Origin of the sequence: Enterococcus sp. 9D6_DIV0238 (assembly GCF_002174455.2) — a bacterium.
Lineage (GTDB): Bacteria > Bacillota > Bacilli > Lactobacillales > Enterococcaceae > Enterococcus_L > Enterococcus_L dunnyi.
The window spans coordinates 3,410,492-3,430,533 of sequence record NZ_CP147246.1; the positions used below are offsets into that span (position 1 = coordinate 3,410,492).

The 20,042-nt window shown below is 40.6% G+C and carries 17 protein-coding genes; all 17 read left to right on the plus strand.

All coding sequences use genetic code 11. The features are described 5' to 3' along the window. The first annotated feature begins 3 nt into the window (after positions 1 to 3). The 17 genes from A5889_RS16050 to A5889_RS16130 all read left to right on the plus strand — a co-directional run bounded on the left by A5889_RS16050 (position 4) and on the right by A5889_RS16130 (position 19,998). Positions 4 to 738, plus strand: coding sequence for a Rossmann-like domain-containing protein (locus tag A5889_RS16050; protein WP_087639778.1), 735 nt, complete (start codon positions 4 to 6; stop codon positions 736 to 738). A gap of 5 nt (positions 739 to 743) precedes the next feature. Next, complete coding sequence (locus tag A5889_RS16055) at positions 744 to 1,838, plus strand: ABC transporter substrate-binding protein (RefSeq protein WP_087639779.1); 1,095 nt, start codon at positions 744 to 746, stop codon at positions 1,836 to 1,838. Positions 1,839 to 1,860: 22 nt separating this feature from the next. Beyond that, a complete protein-coding gene (locus A5889_RS16060; RefSeq protein ID WP_087639780.1) occupies positions 1,861 to 3,021 on the plus strand; it encodes a double-cubane-cluster-containing anaerobic reductase in 1,161 nt (386 codons plus the stop codon). 4 nt (positions 3,022 to 3,025) lie between these two features. After that, entirely contained in the window at positions 3,026 to 3,778 is a 753-nt protein-coding gene (locus A5889_RS16065; protein WP_087639781.1) for an acyl-CoA dehydratase activase, read from the plus strand. 106 nt (positions 3,779 to 3,884) lie between these two features. After that, positions 3,885 to 6,461, plus strand: coding sequence for a selenium-dependent xanthine dehydrogenase (gene xdh, locus A5889_RS16070; RefSeq protein WP_087639782.1), 2,577 nt, complete (start codon positions 3,885 to 3,887; stop codon positions 6,459 to 6,461). A 120-nt stretch (positions 6,462 to 6,581) separates the two neighbouring features. Further along, on the plus strand, positions 6,582 to 7,178 hold the full coding sequence (locus tag A5889_RS16075) for a nucleotidyltransferase family protein (protein WP_087639783.1): 597 nt from the start codon (positions 6,582 to 6,584) through the stop codon (positions 7,176 to 7,178). Beyond that, positions 7,175 to 8,326, plus strand: a complete 1,152-nt coding sequence (gene sclA, locus A5889_RS16080; RefSeq protein WP_087639784.1) for a selenocysteine lyase SclA — start codon at positions 7,175 to 7,177, stop codon at positions 8,324 to 8,326. The genes A5889_RS16075 and sclA overlap by 4 nt, the downstream gene beginning before the upstream one ends. A 20-nt stretch (positions 8,327 to 8,346) precedes the next feature. Then, complete coding sequence (gene selD, locus A5889_RS16085; protein ID WP_087639785.1) at positions 8,347 to 9,369, plus strand: selenide, water dikinase SelD; 1,023 nt, start codon at positions 8,347 to 8,349, stop codon at positions 9,367 to 9,369. A 16-nt stretch (positions 9,370 to 9,385) separates the two neighbouring features. Then, entirely contained in the window at positions 9,386 to 9,976 is a 591-nt protein-coding gene (gene yedF, locus A5889_RS16090) for a sulfurtransferase-like selenium metabolism protein YedF (protein WP_087639786.1), read from the plus strand. 16 nt (positions 9,977 to 9,992) lie between these two features. After that, positions 9,993 to 10,250 carry a DUF3343 domain-containing protein gene (locus A5889_RS16095; RefSeq protein ID WP_087639787.1) on the plus strand — a complete coding sequence of 86 codons (258 nt, stop codon included), beginning with the start codon at positions 9,993 to 9,995 and terminating at the stop codon, positions 10,248 to 10,250. Beyond that, positions 10,238 to 10,966 (plus strand): selenium cofactor biosynthesis protein YqeC, encoded by a 729-nt coding sequence (gene yqeC, locus A5889_RS16100; RefSeq protein ID WP_087639788.1) that lies wholly within the window; start codon positions 10,238 to 10,240, stop codon positions 10,964 to 10,966. The genes A5889_RS16095 and yqeC overlap by 13 nt, the downstream gene beginning before the upstream one ends. Then, the gene (yqeB, locus tag A5889_RS16105; protein WP_087639789.1) at positions 10,954 to 11,784 is read left to right on the plus strand and encodes a selenium-dependent molybdenum cofactor biosynthesis protein YqeB; all 831 of its coding nucleotides are present in this window, start codon (positions 10,954 to 10,956) and stop codon (positions 11,782 to 11,784) included. The genes yqeC and yqeB overlap by 13 nt, the downstream gene beginning before the upstream one ends. A 306-nt stretch (positions 11,785 to 12,090) precedes the next feature. Beyond that, the gene (locus A5889_RS16110) at positions 12,091 to 12,534 is read left to right on the plus strand and encodes a flavodoxin (protein ID WP_087639790.1); all 444 of its coding nucleotides are present in this window, start codon (positions 12,091 to 12,093) and stop codon (positions 12,532 to 12,534) included. Between the two features lie 61 nt (positions 12,535 to 12,595). Further along, positions 12,596 to 13,429: a sulfide/dihydroorotate dehydrogenase-like FAD/NAD-binding protein gene (locus A5889_RS16115; protein ID WP_087639791.1), complete on the plus strand. Its 834-nt coding sequence runs from the start codon at positions 12,596 to 12,598 to the stop codon at positions 13,427 to 13,429. Beyond that, positions 13,429 to 14,856, plus strand: a complete 1,428-nt coding sequence (gene gltA, locus A5889_RS16120; protein WP_087639792.1) for an NADPH-dependent glutamate synthase — start codon at positions 13,429 to 13,431, stop codon at positions 14,854 to 14,856. The genes A5889_RS16115 and gltA overlap by 1 nt, the downstream gene beginning before the upstream one ends. 23 nt (positions 14,857 to 14,879) lie before the next feature. Beyond that, a complete protein-coding gene (gene nifJ, locus A5889_RS16125) occupies positions 14,880 to 18,419 on the plus strand; it encodes a pyruvate:ferredoxin (flavodoxin) oxidoreductase (RefSeq protein ID WP_087639793.1) in 3,540 nt (1,179 codons plus the stop codon). Positions 18,420 to 18,723: 304 nt separating this feature from the next. Continuing rightward, on the plus strand, positions 18,724 to 19,998 hold the full coding sequence (locus tag A5889_RS16130; protein WP_087639794.1) for an NCS2 family permease: 1,275 nt from the start codon (positions 18,724 to 18,726) through the stop codon (positions 19,996 to 19,998). Positions 19,999 to 20,042: the final 44 nt, after the last annotated feature.

Sequence of the window (20,042 nt, forward strand, 5' to 3'; positions counted from 1 at the left end):
ACCATGTGGAAACTATATGATGAATTGATTGAAGCCATTCCTTCTGGAATCAAGATTTCTGATCTAGCGCAAACTGAGCGCTGGACATTTGCGGTCAATGATCAAACGATTGGAACGGCGATGAAGTTTTCCAAAAAATACCAGAATCTTGAATACTATCAGCAGATGGAGTTACAAGAAGCTGCAGCACTTGTTAAGTCCTGGGACTTTGAAAAGGCTAGTTTTGGATTAGCGGCAATCAATAGCTTTTTTAATGATAATAAACAAGTGAAAAAGCAGTTTCAGACAGAGAAAATCTACCATAAAGATGCTTTTGATCGATTGATCGAAAACCCTAATCAGCAAAAAATCGGTATGATCGGCCATTTTCCATTTGTCGATCGTTATCCAGAACTTAGCAAAAATATCAGCATCTTTGAATTAGAGCCTAGAAATGGTGATTATCCAGCTAGTGCATGTGAATTCTTACTTCCTAAGATGACGACTGTTTACATCACCGCTTCAACGATCATCAATAAAACATTGCCTAGACTATTGGAGTTATCAGAACACGCACAAACCATTTTAGTTGGTTCCAGCTGTCCTTTGAGTAACAGCTTGTTCAACCATGGTATAGACATGCTGGCAGGAACTATTTATGAAAATACTCTGACTGAATTAAAAGCGAAAAAATCATCTGAGCGATTACCGCTCAGTAAATACGGTCATGCCATCATGATCGAAAAAAGAAAGGCGTAGAAAGAATGAAAAAGAAAACAATTCAGCTAGTTGTCCTTATGCTACTCTCGGTGGTAATAACAGGGTGTGCAGGCAAGAATGATCAAAAAAATGACAGTAAAAGCAGTAGTTCACAGTCAGAAAAGATGACCCGAGTATTTACTGATTCTGCCGGAAGAGACGTGGAAATACCAAATACTATCGAGAAAATCGCTCCTTCTGGTCCATTAGCACAACTTGTTTTATATACAAGTTCACCAGATTTGTTAGTTGGATTGGCGAGTCCATTTTCAACTGAATCAAAGGAATTTATTGATCAAAAATACCAGTCCTTACCTGAGTTTGGTCAATTTTACGGTAAAAATGCCAGTCTGAATATGGAAGCCCTTAGTGCGGCAGAACCAGATGTTGTGATCGATATCGGTGAAGCTAAAAAAACGGTCAAAGAAGATATGGATAAATTACAGGATCAGTTAGACATTCCTACGATATTTATTGAGGCAAATCTGAGCAATCTACCTGAAGCCTATCAAAAAATCGGTGAGTTGCTCGGCAACACAGAAGAAACAGACCAATTAAGTGCATATTGTGAAAAAGTATTGGTCCAAGCGAAGGAAGTCAAAGGAAGCTTGAAAGCTGCAGATCAAAAAAGTGTTTATTACGCTTCTGGAAATGCTGGTTTAAATACAAATGCTGAAGGTTCTTTTCATGCTCAGGTCCTTGATGAGGTAGGCGCTAAAAATGCTGCAGTCGGTGTGGATATTGTTTCTAAAGGTGCTGGAAGTGTTGTCTCGATGGAACAATTGATCCAATGGCAGCCAGATTATATTCTTGCAGATTCAAAGGATGTTTACAAGCAGATCACCACAGAGGAGTCTTGGAAAGAATTGACTGCTGTCAAAGAAAATAGAGTGTACCAAATTCCGACAGCGCCATATAATTTCTTAGGTTCGCCACCGTCAGTCAATCGAATCATCGGGATCCAATGGCTAGGTCAATTGATTTATCCAGAGCAATATCAGCTTGATATCAAGCAAGATGTTGCAGAATTTTATGAACTATTTTATCATGTAAAACCTACAAATGAACAGATTTCAGCAATCTTAGAAAATGCCCAGTAATATCTAATAAGGAGGAAAAAAAATGCAAATAAAAACAGAACTCCCAGAAATTTTTACTGAATTTGACGAAGCACGTCGTCAAGGATTCATTCAAGTCAAAGAATTAAAGGAACAAGGAATACCAGTGATCGGTGTCTACTGTACATTTATGCCGGAAGAAATAGTCTTAGCAGCAAATGCCGTTCAAATCAGCTTATGTTCTACTTCAGATGAAACCATCGCAGCAGCAGAGGAAGATCTACCAAGAAATCTCTGCCCATTGATCAAATCAAGTTATGGTTTTGGAAAAACAGATAAATGTCCTTTCTTCTACTTTTCTGACTTAGTTGTGGGTGAAACGACATGTGATGGCAAGAAAAAAATGTATGAATATATGGAAGAATTTAAACCACTATATTTGATGCAATTACCAAATATGCGTAATTCAGCTGCTTCTTTCAATTTATGGAAAGATGAAATCGTTCGTTTCAAAGAAAAGCTGGAGGAATTTCTTGATGTAGAAATTACGGAGGAACAAATTCGTCAGGCGATCCGTTTAAAAAACAGAGAACGTGAAGCACGCAAAAATTTTTACGGTCTAGGAAAATTGAATCCGCCAGCAATTGAAGGATCAGAAATTTTCAAGGTGATGTACGGAGCAAATTATACATTTGAAAAAGAGGACTTGATCGAAAAACTGACAACAACAACGAATACTATTCAAGATCAGTATCCTGAAAAACACCAGCCGCAAGGAAAGCCGCGCATTTTGATCACAGGATCTCCCATGGGCGGAGTAACTGAAAAAGTTATTCGTGCAGTCGAGGAGAACGGTGGAACGATCGTAGGATTTGAAAATTGTACAGTAGCCAAAGCAGTGGAAAAATTAGTCGATGAAGAAAAAGAAGATGTCTATGAAGCGTTAGCTGAAAAGTATATCGATATCGGCTGTGCCTGTATGTCGAATAATACAAGTCGTTTTGATTTGCTGGATCGAATGATCGATGAATATCAAGTTGACGGCGTGCTGGATATGGTACTGCAGTCATGTCATCCCTATTCCATTGAATCATTGAAAGTTCGCCGTTTTTGCCAAGAAGAAAAGAATGTCCCATATCTTTATTTGGAAACGGACTATTCGACAGCAGATATCGAACAAATCAATACACGTGTTGCCGCATTCATTGAAATGCTGGAGGAATAGAGCTATGCGAGTGATTGGTCTAGATAGCGGCTCTACAACTACTAAAGGCGTTCTTTTTGAACATGGTAAACTTCAAAAAAAGAAACTCGTATCAACATCTGGTGACCCCAAAGTAGCTAGTGAAAAAATTTTTACGGAATTAGGTAATACACCAGAAACGTTTATTGTTACAACAGGTTATGGACGGAAATTGATCCAGGCAGACAAAATTGTAACAGAGATCACTTGTCATGCAAAAGGAGCCGCTTATTTGAGAGACGACATCAAAAATGTGATCGATATTGGCGGTCAGGACAGCAAAGCGATTCGAATGGATCAGTTTGGCAGAGTGCTGGATTTTAGTATGAATGATAAATGTGCGGCTGGCACTGGACGTTTTGTAGAAGTGCTGATGAGAACGTTAGGTGAAAAAATTGAGCAGATCGATTCATTTGTCGCGCATGCAGTACCAGTAAAAATCAATAGCATGTGTACCGTCTTCGCAGAATCTGAAGTGATCAGTTTGATCGGAAAAGGTGAAAAAAGAGAGAATATTGCTTTAGGTGTTCTTCATTCGATAGCCAGCCGAATCAGCAATCAATTAAGGCAGGTAAATCCAGAAACAGGTCCCATCTTTTTTTCCGGGGGCTTATCACATAGTCAAACGATGGCACAATTGATTGAAGAATATACGAAGATGGCAGTCTATTACGATCAGGAGCTTTCGCAATATGCAGGTGCGATCGGTGCTGCACAGATTGGTTTGCAGCAGAATTAAATAAAATTATTTTTTTGCTAAAAAATAATTTTTAGCTTAACAATTTGTGTTATAATCATAGTGATAAAAAGCTATATTATAATAGAAATTGGGGTGTAAAGAAAAAATGTATTCATTCGTAGTAAATGGCAAACCTGAAACTTGCAGCACAAACAAAAAATTGATGGACTTTCTACGGGAAGATCTATCGCTGACCGGAACGAAAGATGGTTGTAACCAAGGCTCATGCGGCGCTTGTTCAGTGCTGATTAATGGAAGGGTTTCCAAAGCGTGTTTATTCAATTTGGAAAAGCTTGAAGGTAAGGAAATCACCACGATCGAAGGAATCAGTCAAAGACAAAAAGATGTTTACTCATATGCTTTTGCAAAAATGGGCGCAGTTCAGTGCGGATATTGTATACCGGGAATCGTGATCTCAGCGCAAGGCTTACTGAACAAAAAAGAAGAACCAAGCGATGAAGAGGTTCGTAAAGCAATTAGAGGGAATATTTGCCGATGTACTGGCTATGTTAAAATCATCGAAGCGATCCAATTAGCTGCTAAAATGTTTCGTGAAGATTTGAGCATACCAGAAGAAGCTTCAACGGGCAAACTTGGTGAAGACTTCAAACGTGTCGATGCGGTTGAGAAGACTTTAGGTACGGGGCTTTATGTAGATGATATCACAGTCGAAGGTATGCTGCATGCTTCTGCGATCCGTAGTAAATACCCAAGAGCAAAAGTCCTGAACATCGATACATCCAAAGCTTTAGAGCATCCTGAGTGTGAAGCGGTACTGACTGCTAAAGATGTACCGGGAAATAATAAAATCGGTCACTTGGAATTTATATCTGATTGGGATGTAATGATTCCAGAAGGAGAAATCACACGTTATGTGGGGGATGCAGTAGCGTTAGTCGTTTCTAAAGACAAAGAAGCATTAGAAGAAATCAAAGAGCTTGTCGAAATTGAGTATGAAGAGTTGAAACCGGTGGTCACCTGTGAAGAAGCATTAGCTGAAGGAGCTCCATTGATCCATGAAAAAGGCAATGTTCTATCTCATGAGCACCTTGTTCGTGGAAATGCAGATGAACAGCTAGCTGCTTCTGCTCATGTCGTCACCCAACATTATTCTGTACCGATCAATGAACATGCGTTTATGGAGCCGGAATGTGCGATTGCAATGCCGGAAGGTGAAGACGGAATTTTACTTTATAGTGCTGGGCAAAGTATTTATGATGAACAACGAGAAGTTGCAAGAATGCTTGGAGTAGAAAAAGAAAAAGTCCATGTCCAAGCAAAATTAGTCGGCGGTGGCTTTGGCGGAAAAGAAGATATGAGTGTCCAGCATCATGCGTCACTTGCAGCTTGGTGTTTGCAGAAACCTGTGAAAGTCTTGCTTAGTCGCCAAGAAAGTTTGATGGTCCATCCGAAGCGTCACGGTATGGAGATGGACTTCACAACTGGCTGTGACGAAGAAGGAAATCTAACGGCAATGAAAGCTGTTATCTATTCAGATACTGGAGCCTATGCTTCGTTGGGGGGGCCAGTCTTGCAAAGAGCGTGCACTCATGCGGCAGGTCCCTATAAATATCAACATATCGATGTTGAAGGTTTTGCCGTATACACGAATAATCCGCCAGCTGGAGCGTTCCGCGGCTTTGGTGTTTGTCAGACGGCCTTTGCAATTGAGAGTAATTTAAATCTATTGGCAGAAAAAGTAGGGATTTCGCAATGGGATATACGCTATAAAAATGCCGTAGCACCAGGAGACTCGTTACCAAATGGACAGCTTGTGTCAAATAATGCTGCATTAAAAGAGACCTTGTTGGAAGTCAAAGAAGCATACGAAAATGCAGAAATTGCTGGTATTTCCTGCTTCTTTAAAAACAGCGGGATCGGTGTTGGCTTATCCGATGTTGGCCGTTGTATTGTTTCAGTAGAAGATGGTAAAGTTCATGTGAGAACGAGTGCAGCATGTATTGGTCAAGGCATGGCGACAGTTACCACGCAAGTGGCCTGTGAGACACTGAATCTACCACCGGAAATGATCATAGCAGAAGCACCAGATACTCGTCGTACACCGGATTCCGGGACAACAACGGCTTCTCGTCAGTCTTTATTTACAGGTGAAGCGACAAGAAGAGCTGCCATGCAGTTACGTTATGAGCTGGATATGGGACGTTCGTTATCAGATTTAGAAGGGCAAGAATTTTATGGTGAATATTCTGCTAAAACAGATCCATTAATCAATGACAAGACGAATCCTGTTAGTCATGCTGGCTATGGCTATGCTTCTGAAGTGGCGATTTTAGATGAAAAAGGGAAAGTCGAGAAATTTGTTGCTGCTTATGACATGGGCCAAGTTGTGAATCCTAAAGCTGCGGAAGGACAAATCGAAGGTGGGATCGTCATGGGCATGGGCTATGCGCTGACAGAAAAATTTGCGATGGAAGATGGGTACGTAAAAGCAAAATATGCCACATTAGGCTTGTTGAACGCGGCACAAGTACCGCCGATCGAAACGATCTTAGTTCAAGCTGATAATATTCATGACGGTTTGGCCTACGGAATCAAAGGAGTTGGAGAATTGGCAACGATTCCGACGGCTCCTGCATTAGCGGGTGCTTATTATGCACTGGACGGTAAGCTGCGTCCGACATTACCAATGGAAGATACCTTCTATCAAAAAAAGAAAAAGTAAAAAAAGTAATACTGTGATGTGCTGGGAAAATCGCTCATAACAGGCGAAAAAACGCATCTATTTGAAAGAGTTGGATGCGTTTTTTCTTTTTTGTAAAACAGACGTAAAGGAGAAAAAGTGATGCTAAAGATCAGTGCGATCATTATGGCCTCTGGTTTTTCAAAAAGAATGGGCACCAATAAACTATTCCTTGAATATCAGGGGAAAACTTTTTTGGAACACGTTCTTTTGTTATCGAAGAAGCTTGGCTTTTTTGAACAAATTTTAGTCATTTCACCTGAAAATCTAGCAGGAATATCTTTACCTGAAGGCGTCAAAGTTGTACTGAACCACGATGCTGACCAAGGTCAAAGCACCAGCGTACGTTTAGGGACACAATTTGCTTCTGGAGCTGGTTACCTTTATCTGACCGTAGATCAGCCTTTGTTGGATGAAAGCTTATTTGCACCGCTTTTAGCAGCATATACCACAGAAAATATTGTTTTTCCAGTTACATTAGAAGGAAAACCAAGTAGTCCAATCTTTTTCGGGAAGCGATTTCGGACAGATTTATTACAGGTTTCAGGCAGTACTGGCGGTCGTGAGGTCCGAAATAAATATCCTGATGCGTGGCATCAGGTGCCAGTCGACGAACCTTACCGGTTAGCGGACATTGATACATATAGCGATTATCAAAAGCTGATCGCCAATAAAGTAGAGGAAAGGACACGATCATGAAACTACCTGTCTATCTAAATTATGCGGCAACCTCTAACCAGAAATTTGACACAACGATCGATGAGCTTTGTGCATATTTAAAAGAAAATAATAGTACAAATACAAACCGCAGCGTCAATGCTTTAGGCGATCTTGGTGCACTTTTTGATGCGCGCCAAGTACTTGCTGATTTTTTTCATGCCCCAGATCCAGCGCATGTGATTTTTACATCTAATGCGACGATGGCGTTGAATATGGTATTGCATGGCTTACTAAAACCAGGAGATCATGTATTGACAACAATGGTGGAGCATAATGCAGTAACCAGACCACTGCATCTTCTTGAGACGGAACGAAATGTTGCTGTTACACATTTAGTATGTGCGAAAGATGGTAGCTTTGACCCTGAGCAGATCGAAACGGCTATTCGAGGAGAAACGAAGGTGCTGGTGATGACCCATGCCTCAAATGTTTTAGGAACGATACTTCCTATTAAAGAATGTTTTGATAAAGCCAAAAAGCATGGGATCATCACGGTTTTGGATAGTGCACAGACGGCCGGCTTTTTACCGCTTGATATGAAAGAGCAGTCAATAGATATTTTAACGTTTACAGGACACAAAAGCCTGATGGGGCTGTCTGGAATCGGCGGTTTTGTTTTAGGAAAAGACATAGAAAAGAAAATTGATCCTTGGTTGACAGGGGGAACGGGTAGTGCTTCTCATTTATTGACACAGCCGGAATTTTTACCAGATAAATTTGAGCCGGGCACCTTGAATATGCTTGGGATCATTAGCTTGAAAAGTGCTGTCACAGAAATACAGCGGCTTGGTTTAGATCGAATTTTAATGCATGAACGACTGTTGACGAAAAGATTTTTAGATGGTGTCAAAGGAATGCCGGTTGAAATCTTGGGATGCCAGGATGCAGAACGGTCAGTCCCTGTTGTTTCCCTCGTTAGTCCCCAAATAGATAGCGGTGAGCTTGCTCAACGATTAGCTGATGAGTTTCAAATCGTTACGAGATCAGGCTTGCACTGTGCACCATTGGCTCATGAAACAGCAGGGTCACTCAAGACAGGAGCTGTCCGCTTTAGCTTTGGCTGGGAGACAACGCTAGCAGAAGTCGATTATGCATTATCAGCATTAGAAAAAATTTTATCTCAATGATAGAAAGTAAGGAGAGACCGATGGAATTTTTATCACAATGTACATCAGGAGGCTGCGGCGCTAAAATCGGACCAAACGAATTAGCCAGCTTTTTGAATCATTTACCAACATTTACGGACAAACGCATATTAGTGGACTTTGACTCATCTGATGACGCGGCAGTTTATCAAATTTCGGAAGACACGGCACTGATTTCTACAGTTGATTTTTTCTCTCCAATGGTCGATGATCCTAAAACCTTTGGTCGGATCGCCGCAGCAAATGCTATGAGTGATGTGTATGCGATGGGCGGTGAGGTGCTGTTTGCTCTGAATTTGGTTTGCTTTCCTGAAAAGATGGACAAGCAGATGCTTTCAGACATTCTATATGGTGGAGCCGAAAAACTGAAGGAAGCACAAGCATCTTTGGCAGGAGGCCATTCGATTTATGATCATGAACCGAAGTATGGTTTGGCTGTAATGGGAAGGATCGATCCACAAAAAATCATCCGCAACAACACAGCAGAACCTGGAGATATCTTGATTTTGACCAAAGCATTGGGTGTAGGCTTGATACAAGCAGCTGTAAGAGGACAGGTTGCTTCAAAGAAAGCAGAGCAAGCGGCTATTGACTCGATGGAGCGGCTGAATAAATATGCTGCAGAAAAAATGCAGGATTTTGCAGTCCACGCTTGTACGGATGTGACTGGTTTTGGTTTGTTAGTTCATGCTACAGAGATGGCAGACAAACATGTAACACTCGTCATAGACACAGAGCAACTGCCGTTATTGCCGGAAGCGTATCATTATGCAGAAGAATTTTTAGCGACAGCTGCTGGACAAAGAAATCGCCAGTTTATGGCTGGTAAAATTGATCTATCCGCTGTTACGCCAGCTTTTCAAGAGATATTATTTGATCCGCAAACATCCGGAGGACTTTTGTTGAGCGTAGCACCAGAACAAGCAGAGGCTTGTTTGACTGCTATCAAAAAAGAAGACCCAGTTGCTGCCATTATTGGGGAAGTCTGTGAAAGAGTCACAGAGCAGCCGTTGCTTATTTTATAAGAAAGAAGGATACAAAATGAATAAAATCAATGCTTTAGGAAAACCCTGCCCGATTCCAGTCATTGAAGCCAAAAAGGCCATTCGGGAAATTCAAGCAGAAGGTGGATCGATCGAAATACTGGTCGATAACGAGGTCGCAGTTAAAAACATAGAAAAAATGGTCCACGGTCTAAAATTGAAGGCTAAGATCAAACAGGTGAACGAAGCAGAATGGACTGTTCAAATTGCTGTACCTAAAAAACAAATACAAGCAGATTCAGAGCAGCCGGACCAGGAGCTTGTGATTGCTTTTGGAAGAAAAACGATGGGTGAAGGAGATCCTGATCTTGGCGAAATTTTACTTAAAAATTTTATCTACTCACTGACAGAACTAGAGACACCACCAGAACATCTACTGTTTTTCAATAGTGGAGCATATCTGACAAATAAAGGGTCAAATGCTTTGAAGGATCTGCATAGACTGGAAGAGAAAGGAACGCAGATCAGCACGTGTGGTGCTTGTCTGGACTTTTATCAAATCAAAGAAAGCTTAGCGATCGGTGAAATCACTAATATGTATGGAATCACAGAAGTGATGGCTCAAGCAAAAAAAGTGATCAACTTTTAGTAAAAGAGGTGTAAAGATGGAATACCTTTTGACTTTTCAAAATACGCATTATGCTGTCCATAGTGAAAAAATTTTGGACGCACATAAGATCCCAGTTTCTGTTATGGCGTTGCCGACAAGTCTGGGTGATTTTTGCGGGATCTGCTTACGACTGGACGCTTCTTATGTTGAAAAAGGACGGCAGTGTTTATCACAGGCTGACTTACCGATTGAAAAAATTTTTATCATTGAAGAACAAAATAACGAAAGGAGCTATAGGGAATGGAACGATTGAGCGATTGCTTTGCATTTCAGGGGAAACAAGTGATCTCACTGATTGGAAGCGGCGGTAAAACAAGCTTGATGTGGTATTTAGCGGACTGCTATCGTCACGAAAAAGTGTTAGTCAGTACGACGACGAAAATTGGCTATCCGCTTCATCAGCTGTACGACTTTTTCTATTGTCAAGATTTCTCTAAAGTAGGAACTGATGGTAGAGGGATCACATTAGCTGGAACACATATGCTGGGTGCACATAAATTAAGTGCGCCGCCTAGTATAGTTCAGCAAAGCTTTCCGTCCTTCGATAAAATTTTTCTAGAAGCAGACGGCTCAAAACAATTGCCTTTGAAAGGCTGGGAAACTTTTGAGCCGGTGGTCATTCCTGAGACCACTGTGACGATCGGGCTGATTCCGATTTCTGTTTTAAATCAAAAAATCGATGAGACAACTGTCCATCGCTTGCCCTTATTTTTGAGAGCTACTGGAACTAAAACAGGAGAGGTGATTTGCGAGGAGACATTAGCTGAGGTTATTTCCAGTCCCAAAGGTCTCTGGGCAAAGAGTCGCGGTCATCGTATTTTATGTATCAATCAGGTAGAAACCTCAGAACAATTAAATCAGGCGAAAAAAGTTTTATCCTTGCTGCCGTGCATGTTGATGAAGCGGCTGACTAAAATTATTGCCTGTAATGTTCAATCTGGAAAAGGAGTCGTACTATGGGAAAAGTGACAGACACATTTGCTGAAACCCTTGTTGCTGTGCGTGGCGGTGGCGATCTTGCTACTGGCGTCATTCAAAAATTGTACCATGCAGGATTCAAGGTCATTATCTTGGAAACGGAAAAACCCTTGGCAATTAGACGAACTGTAGCTTTGTGTAATGCGGTTTTTCAAAAAGAACAGCAAGTTGAAGATATGAAAGCCGTGCTAGTCGAATCAAAAAATGAATGCCATGAGTGTTGGAAAAATGGTTATTTACCTTTATTAGTGGATACAAAAGCGGAATCTTTGAACGAGTTAAAACCGTTGATTTTAGTTGATGCTATTTTAGCGAAACGAAATATCGGAACGAATCGATCGATGGCGCCGATCACGATTGCATTAGGTCCTGGTTTTTCTGCATCAGAGGATGTTGATGTAGTTGTAGAGACGATGAGAGGTCATTATTTAGGAAGACTTTATTTTGAAGGAAGTGCATTAGCAAATACGGGCATTCCAGGTGAAATTGGCGGAAAAAGTGCTGAGCGAGTGATTCATTCCCCAGACTCTGGTCAAGTAAAGCATATAAAAAAAATTGGAGACAGCGTTCAAAAGGATGAACTTTTATTTTATGTTGGGAATCAACCAGTATTTTCACCATTAAAAGGTGTTTTAAGAGGCTTGATTTCTGATCAAGTAATTTGTCAAAAAGGTCTAAAATGTGCAGATGTCGACCCGAGAGCGGCAGAAGAGGTCGATTGCTATACTATTTCAGATAAAGCACGAGCATTAGGCGGCGCTGTTTTAGATGCAGTTCTGTTGATAGGACGTCAAAAGGAGTTGCTATAGAGACGCTCTTTTTGACATCACTTTTAAGAATTGATCTTGCTATCTAAAAATTATTTTTTTTACCTAAAAATTATTGTTTTAAACGTTGAGTTTATGGTATAGTATAAGTGAAGTTTTTGATTCTTTCCGTCTTCAAAAAGAGAAAGCGTTTTATTTGGATTTTTAATTATGTGAAAAAGGTAATTTGATTGAAAGCTAGTAGAATAATTCATATTTTTGATAATAAGTATGAGAGAAATGAAAGGGGTTTCGTTCAGCTTTTATACTTTAAAATATTTTGTAAAAAAGATGAGAGGATGAGCAAATATGGCACTAGTAAAAATCGTTTATGCAAGTATGACAGGAAACACTGAGGAGATTTCAGAAATTTTGGAAAGTACTGTTCAGGACGCAGGCTTTGAGGTTGAAAGAGAAGAGTGCTCAGAGGTAGATGTAGACTTCTTTGATGACGCAGATGCATGTGTCATCGCGACTTATACTTATGGAGATGGAGAATTACCATTTGAGTTTGAAGATTTCTTTGATGAACTGGAAGATAAAGACTTATCAGGAAAGATCTTTGGTGTCGTTGGTTCGGGAGATCGGGAATATGGGGACTTGTTCTGTAAATCCGCTCATGATTTCGTTGAAGCGTTGGAAAAAGCAGGCGCAAAAAAAGTAGCAGAAACAGTCGAAATCGAAAATAACGCTGAAGATGAAGATGTCGAAGCATTGAAGAAGTTTGTCACTGAATTGACAGCAGGTTTATAAAGCTTGTAAATCATATGAAAGAAGGAAAAATGAATGAATTCATTCATTAACGGTAAAGCATATGTATAAGATAACCAAAAGTGAAGTACTTTCAACAAATGAATTTGATTTTTGGATCGAAGCGCCACGGATCGCTTCAAAAGCGCAACCTGGTCAGTTTGTGATTTTACGCATCAATGAAGTCGGTGAAAGAGTTCCTTTAACGATTGCAGATACAGACTCAGAAAAAGGACTGATCCGTCTGATTTTTCAAGTCATTGGCAAGACGACTGCCGAGCTGTCAAAATTAAAAGCTGGTGATAGTTTATTAGACTTAACGGGTCCTCTAGGCATGCCTACAGAGATCAAAAATTATGGGACAGTGATGATCGTTGGCGGCGGTGTAGGGATTGCAGCGATTTTTCCAATCGTCAAAGGGCTGAAAAAAGCCGGAAATCGTGTGATTACGATTCTTGGCGCAAAAACAGCAGAATTAGTGATTCTACAAGAAGAATGCGAACAGTTTTCGGATGAGTTGATCATTACGACAGACGATGGCTCTTTAGGTATGAAAGGTCTAGTCACTGAAGCGATGGAGCAAGTGATTAGAAGGGAGCCTGTTCATTGTAGCTGGGCGATTGGACCAAGCTTGATGATGAAATTTTGTACACTAACCGCATCAAAACATGACTTGCCTATCTATGTTTCCCTGAATCCGATCATGATCGATGGAACGGGGATGTGTGGAGGTTGCCGTGTTACGGTGAATAATAGCATCAAATTTGCTTGTGTCGATGGACCAGAGTTTAAAGGAACAGAAGTCAATTGGGATGAATTCATCAATCGCATGAAACAATATAAAGCAGAAGAAGAAACGTGTCTGGCGGATTATGAAAAAGCGCAGGTGACAAACTAATGGCGAGAAAAAGCAGAACGAAAACACCTATTTCAGAACAAGCGCCGGAAATTCGCAAAACGAATTTTGAGGAAGTTTGTTTAGGATATACGATCGAAGAAGGTCAAGCAGAGGCAGAGCGTTGCCTTCAATGCAAAAATGCTCCATGTATTGCCAGTTGCCCTGTAATGATCGATATTCCAGGATTTATACTAGCGATCAAAGAAGGTGATATGCAGGAAGCTGCAGACGTTTTAGGAAAATATACGAACCTACCAGCAATTTGCGGTCGTGTTTGTCCTCAAGAAAAACAATGTGAGGAAGTTTGTAAATTAGGCAAAGCGAAAAATTTTGAACCTGTGGCTATTGGAAAATTAGAACGTTTAGTTGCTGATTGGGCTTTGGAAAATCAAGATTTTTCAAAGCAGACATCGAACGATAGACCGATCATCGGAAAAATTGCGGTGATCGGTTCAGGACCATCAGGGCTTACTGTAGCAGGTGATTTAGCTAAACTGAATTATGAGGTTACGATTTATGAAGCACTCCATGATGCAGGTGGTGTGTTGACCTACGGCATTCCAGAATTTCGCTTACCAAAAAGAATCGTAAAAAAAGAAATCGAAAGTATTGAAGCATTAGGGGTCAAAATCGAAACAAATGTTGTCGTTGGAAAAACGATCACGATGGATGAGATCATGGAAGAATTTGATGCGTGTTATATCTCGGTAGGCGCTGGGGCTCCTAATTTTATGGGGATTCCTGGAACCTCTTTAAACGGCGTCTATTCTTCTAGTGAGTACCTAACAAGAATCAACTTGATGCATAGCTATGAATTTCCTAAATATGATACACCGATCAAAAAGTCGAAAAATGTTGTTGTTATAGGCGGGGGAAATGTTGCGATGGATGCAGCAAGGTCAGCTAAACGGATGGGTGCAGAGAATGTCAGTATCGTTTATCGTCGTTCGTTGGAAGAACTGCCGGCACGTATCGAAGAATATCACCATTCTGTTGAAGAAGAGATCAATTACCACTGGCTTACTAATCCAATCGAATATTTAAGCGATGACAATGGAAACCTATTAGGGGTCAAATGTATCAAAATGGAATTAGGCGAACCTGATTCATCAGGCCGCCGCAGACCAGTTCCAATCAAAAATAGTGAATTTATTATCGAAGCTGACACAGTGATCGAGGCAATCGGTCAAGGATCCAACAAAGTGTTGTTATCCACTTTCCCAGAGCTTGCGTTGACGAAATGGGGTTATATTGAAGCGGATCCAAAAACGGGAGAAACATCGATTCCCGGCGTCTTTGCCGGCGGAGATATCGTGACAGGAGCAGCAACAGTTATTTTGGCGATGGGCGCCGGAAAAGTTGCTGCAGTTCAAATGGATAAATATGTCCAGGAACAAAAGAAAATACCCGCAACAACAAAAGTCTGAGGAAAGATAAAAGGTGAAAAGACATGAAAAGAACAAAAACAATGGATGGGAATACAGCAGCAGCTTACATTTCCTATGCATTTACGGAAGTGGCAGCGATTTATCCGATCACACCCAGTTCTACAATGGCAGAATTAGTAGATGAATGGGCTGAAAATGGGTTGAAAAATATATATGGACAAAAAGTTCAGGTCATCGAGATGCAGTCAGAAGCTGGCGCAGCCGGTGTGGTTCACGGATCATTGAAGACAGGAGCATTGACAACGACTTATACAGCTTCACAAGGGCTACTGCTGATGATTCCTAACATGTATAAGATCGCAGGAGAACTTTTACCGTCTGTTTTCCATGTGGCAGCTAGAGCGATCACCACAAGTGCATTGAGTATTTTCGGTGATCATGGGGATGTTATGGCCACTCGTCAAACTGGTTTTTGTATGCTGGCAGAATCAAGTGTCCAAGAAGTAATGGATTTATCTGCTGTGGCTCATTTAGCGAGTATCGAAGGGAGCTTGCCGTTCGTTAACTTTTTTGATGGTTTTAGAACGAGTCATGAGCTACAAAAAATCGAAGTTCTTGAGTACGATGATTTAAAAGGAATGCTGGATCAAGATGCTGTTGATCGTTTCCGCCGCAGAGGGATGAATCCTAATCATCCGACTGTTTCAGGAACGGCTCAAAATCCAGACATCCATTTCCAACAACGTGAAACTGTTAATGCAAATTATGAAGCGATGCCGGCGATCGTTCAAAAATATATGAAACAAATCAACGAAATAAGAGGTACTTCTTATGATTTGACAGATTATTATGGTGCAGAAGATGCGACTGAAGTCATTATTTCAATGGGGTCGGCTTCACCTGTGATCCAGCAAACAGTTGATTATCTAAATGGGCAAGGCAGAAAAGTCGGCTTTATCAATATTCATTTATACCGCCCATTCCCAACAGAAAACTTATTAGAAAAATTACCGAAGACCGTTCAAAAGGTAGCTGTGCTAGACCGAACCAAAGAAGCAGGTGCAGATGGCGAACCATTGCTTTTAGATGTTCAAAGTGCGCTTTATCAACATGAAAGTCGTCCAATCGTGATTGGCGGACGATACGGACTAGGTTCAAAAGATGTTACACCAAATCAAATCAAAGCAGTATATGATCATTTATTATTGCCATTTGCTGATTTAAAACAACGTTTTACGATCGGGATCGTTGATGATGTGACATATCGTTCATTACCGCAGGGAGAAACGTTAGATTTAACGGCTCCAACAACTTTCCAAGCCAAATTCTGGGGCTTTGGTTCAGATGGAACGGTGGGTGCGAACAAACAAGCAATCAAGATCATCGGTGATAATACCGATTTATATGCCCAAGCTTATTTTAGTTATGATTCAAAAAAATCTGGCGGATTGACCATGTCTCATTTACGGTTTGGTAAAGAACCGATCACATCCACTTATTTAGTAGAGCAGGCTGATTTTATCGCCTGTCATAATGCCTCTTATATCCATAACTATGATTTGCTTAAAGGATTAAAAGATGGCGGGACTTTCTTACTCAACACGATTTGGGATAAGGAAAAAGTCTATCGTTTATTACCAGCTAAACTGAAAAAATATATTGGAGAACACAATATTCAGTTTTATATCATCAATGCGGTGGAGCTAGCTCGTGAAGTTGGGTTGGGACGGCGCATCAATACGGTGATGTCTACCGCATTTTTTGAAGTCACAGATTTGATGTCACGCGACGAATATCTACCATTATTAAAAGCAGAAGTTAAAAAAACATATGGTAAAAAATCAATGGAGATCGTTGAGAAAAACTACCAAGCGATCGATGGTACGTTTGATTCTTTACAAAAAGTAGAGGTTCCGGCAGAATGGGCAACGATCGAAGTTGAACCAGAAAAAGTCGATCCAACGCTGCCAAAATATATCACGAATATTTTACAACCGATCAATCGTCAAGAAGGAAATGACTTGACTGTTGGAGATTTGATCGATAATGGCATGAAAACTGGTGAGATGCCAATGGGAACAGCAGCCTACGAAAAACGCGGCATTGCATTAGAAGTTCCAGAGTGGCAAATGGATAAATGTACGATGTGTAATGAGTGCGCCTTTGTCTGCCCACATGCTGCGATCCGGCCGTTTTTAGCAGATGAAGAAGAAATGCAGGAGGCACCTGAAGGCTTCGTAGCGAGAGAAATGCGCGGCGCTGACGGCTTGATGTACCGTATTCAAGTTTCTTTAGAGGACTGTACAGGCTGCGGCTTGTGTGTTCAAGCATGTCCAGTAAAAGAAAAAGCGATCCTGATGAAACCATACGAAGAACAAAAAGAACAAGCAATCAATTGGGCTTTTGCGATGACGTTACAGCAAAAAGAAAATCCTGTCCGCAAATTATCTGTAAAAGGTTCACAGTTCAATCAACCGTTGATGGAATTTTCCGGGGCCTGTGAAGGCTGTGGTGAAACACCATATATCAAGTTATTGACTCAGCTGTTCGGTGATCGAATGATGATGGCCAATGCTACAGGCTGTTCTTCTATTTGGGGTGGTTCTTCGCCTGTTACACCATATACGACAAATGAATGCGGGCAAGGACCTGCATGGAGCAATTCATTATTTGAAGATAATGCAGAATATGGCTACGGTATGTATGTGGCAAATAACACGAAGCGTCAATATCTAGCTGACCAAGTTCAAGAGGCTATCGATAAGAAGGTAGGCTCGGAAGATCTTCAAGCGTTACTTCAAGATTGGCATGAGCATTACTTAGAAGGTGAAGGAACACAGCAGCGTGCAACGAAACTTGCAGCTGTGTTAAGTGAAGAATATCGATCAGATCCATTATTAGAACAAATCTATAAGCAAAGTGATTTGTTCGTCAAAACAAGCCAATGGATCGTCGGTGGAGATGGATGGGCGTATGATATTGGATTCAGTGGAATCGACCATGTATTAGCTAGCGGGGCAGATGTCAATATTTTTGTCATGGATAATGAAGTTTATGCGAATACTGGCGGACAAACATCCAAAGCAACGCCGGCTGCAGCAATTGCGAAATTCTCAGCTGGAGGAAAACAAACCTCTAAAAAAGATTTAGGTATGATGGCAATGACCTATGGCAATGTTTACGTTGCGCAAATCGCACTTGGTGCAAATTCAATGCAAACAATCAAAGCGATCGATGAAGCAGAACGTTATCCGGGTCCATCTTTGATCATTGGTTACACTCCTTGTATCAATCATGGAGTGAAAGGCGGAATGATCGAAACGTTATCTTTAGCCAAAGAAGCAGTTGAATCTGGTTATTGGCAATTGTATCGCTACAATCCGCAACTGATTGAAAAGGGCAAAGACCCAATGATCATCGATTACAAAAAAGCTGATTTCAGTAAGATGAGAGACTTCCTTGAAAAACAAACTCGTTTCTCTGCGTTACACACGATCAAAGATAATCAAGAAGTAGTTGAGCATCTTTTGACGAAAACAAAGGAAGACGCGGAAGACCGCTCAGAAAACTATGTAAAATTAGTGAGCCAGATCAAGAAATAAAGCTTCGTACAACTGAAGACCAAATAGTCCGGGACAAAACTAGAAAATAGTTTTGCCCGGACTTTAATTTTTAATGAATAATGATCAAGAGTCAGATTTTTCAGTGATTTCGCAAGGAATGAGCAATCACTCAAACATAAGCAATTTTTATCTCTTCTTTTTTTCTTGCCAAAAATAAAAAATTTATCAGAAACCTGAAAAAAACGTTTCCATTGTGTTATCCTTATGTTCGATATTTAAGTAAAAAATACCAAATTATATTGATACATAGAAATTTGATTTGTGGATTATTAGGAGGAGTTATATGTTTCGAATAAAAAAGCTGACTAAAGAAGGGCTAAAACGTGAAATAGTTGCGGGAACAACATCGTTTTTTGCTATTTCATATATTATCATGGTGAATACAGTCATTTTGTCTGAAGCGGGAATGCCGAAGGAACTGACGATTTTTGGGACGATCTTCATTTCGATCATTGGTTCGATTTTGATGGGATTGATAGCAGATGCACCAATTGTACTGACGACAGGGATGGGCGTAAATTCATTTTTCACCTACACGTTAGTTCTTTCTTTGGGGCTGAGCTGGCAGGAAGCATTAGCTGTTAGTTTTTGTGCAGGGGTCGTATACTTGATCGTTGCCTTTACGAAGTTGAGTAAGTTATTCGCAGAAGTCGTTCCTGAAACGTTGAAAGCTGGAATAACAGTTGGTATCGGTTTTTTTCTAGTGCTGATTGGATTAGAAAAGGGACATTTGATTTTAAGAGGGGAGCATACCTTTACACAATTAGCCCCGCTGAATGACAGTTTGACGATTTTGACATTATTTTCACTATTATTGACTGTATTTCTTTTTATCAAAGGGATACAAGGCAGCTTTTTTATAGGGATCGTTGTTGTGACGGCAGTTGCTAATCTTTTAGGATTAGTGGATCCAACAGAACATTTTTCTTTAGGCAGTTTAAAAAATGTTTCTCAAATTTTTCTAGAACTTGATTTCAGTTCAATGCTCTCAAAAAGTTTCTTACTCGGTGTATTTGCCTTATCGATGATCCTGATTTTTGAATCGATGGGGATTCTTAAAGGCTTGATGCCGGAAGCAGATGAGGATAAGTATTTGCGTGCTTATCGCGTCACAGGCTTGATTACACTGCTGTCTAGTCTATTTGGAACGAGCCCGACTATTGCAGCAGCAGAAAGTGCGACTGGGATCGAAGAAGGTGGAAGAACAGGCTGGACTGCCATTACGAGCGGAATCTGTTTCTTTTTAGCCTTGTTAGCTTTACCCTTTCTTTCCTATATCCCTGATTCTGCGTTAGCTCCAGCAATCATCATCACAGGCTTTTTAATGATCCAGCAAGTCAAGTCATTAAATTTTAGTGATTTTAGTGATTACTTTCCCGCAATGCTGATGATCGTTTTGATTCCTTTTACTATGAACATTTCTGATGGAATGGCTTTTGGATTTGTCGCTTATCCGTTAACAAAATGGATCGCTGGAAAGAAAAACCAACTGTCATTACCAATGTGGCTGATTTCTGGATTGTTTTTAGTGTATCTGATCGTGAATGTCTTGATTTAAACAAAAAGGTTGAGATAGAAGCGTAGTAGTTGCTTTTTTATCGC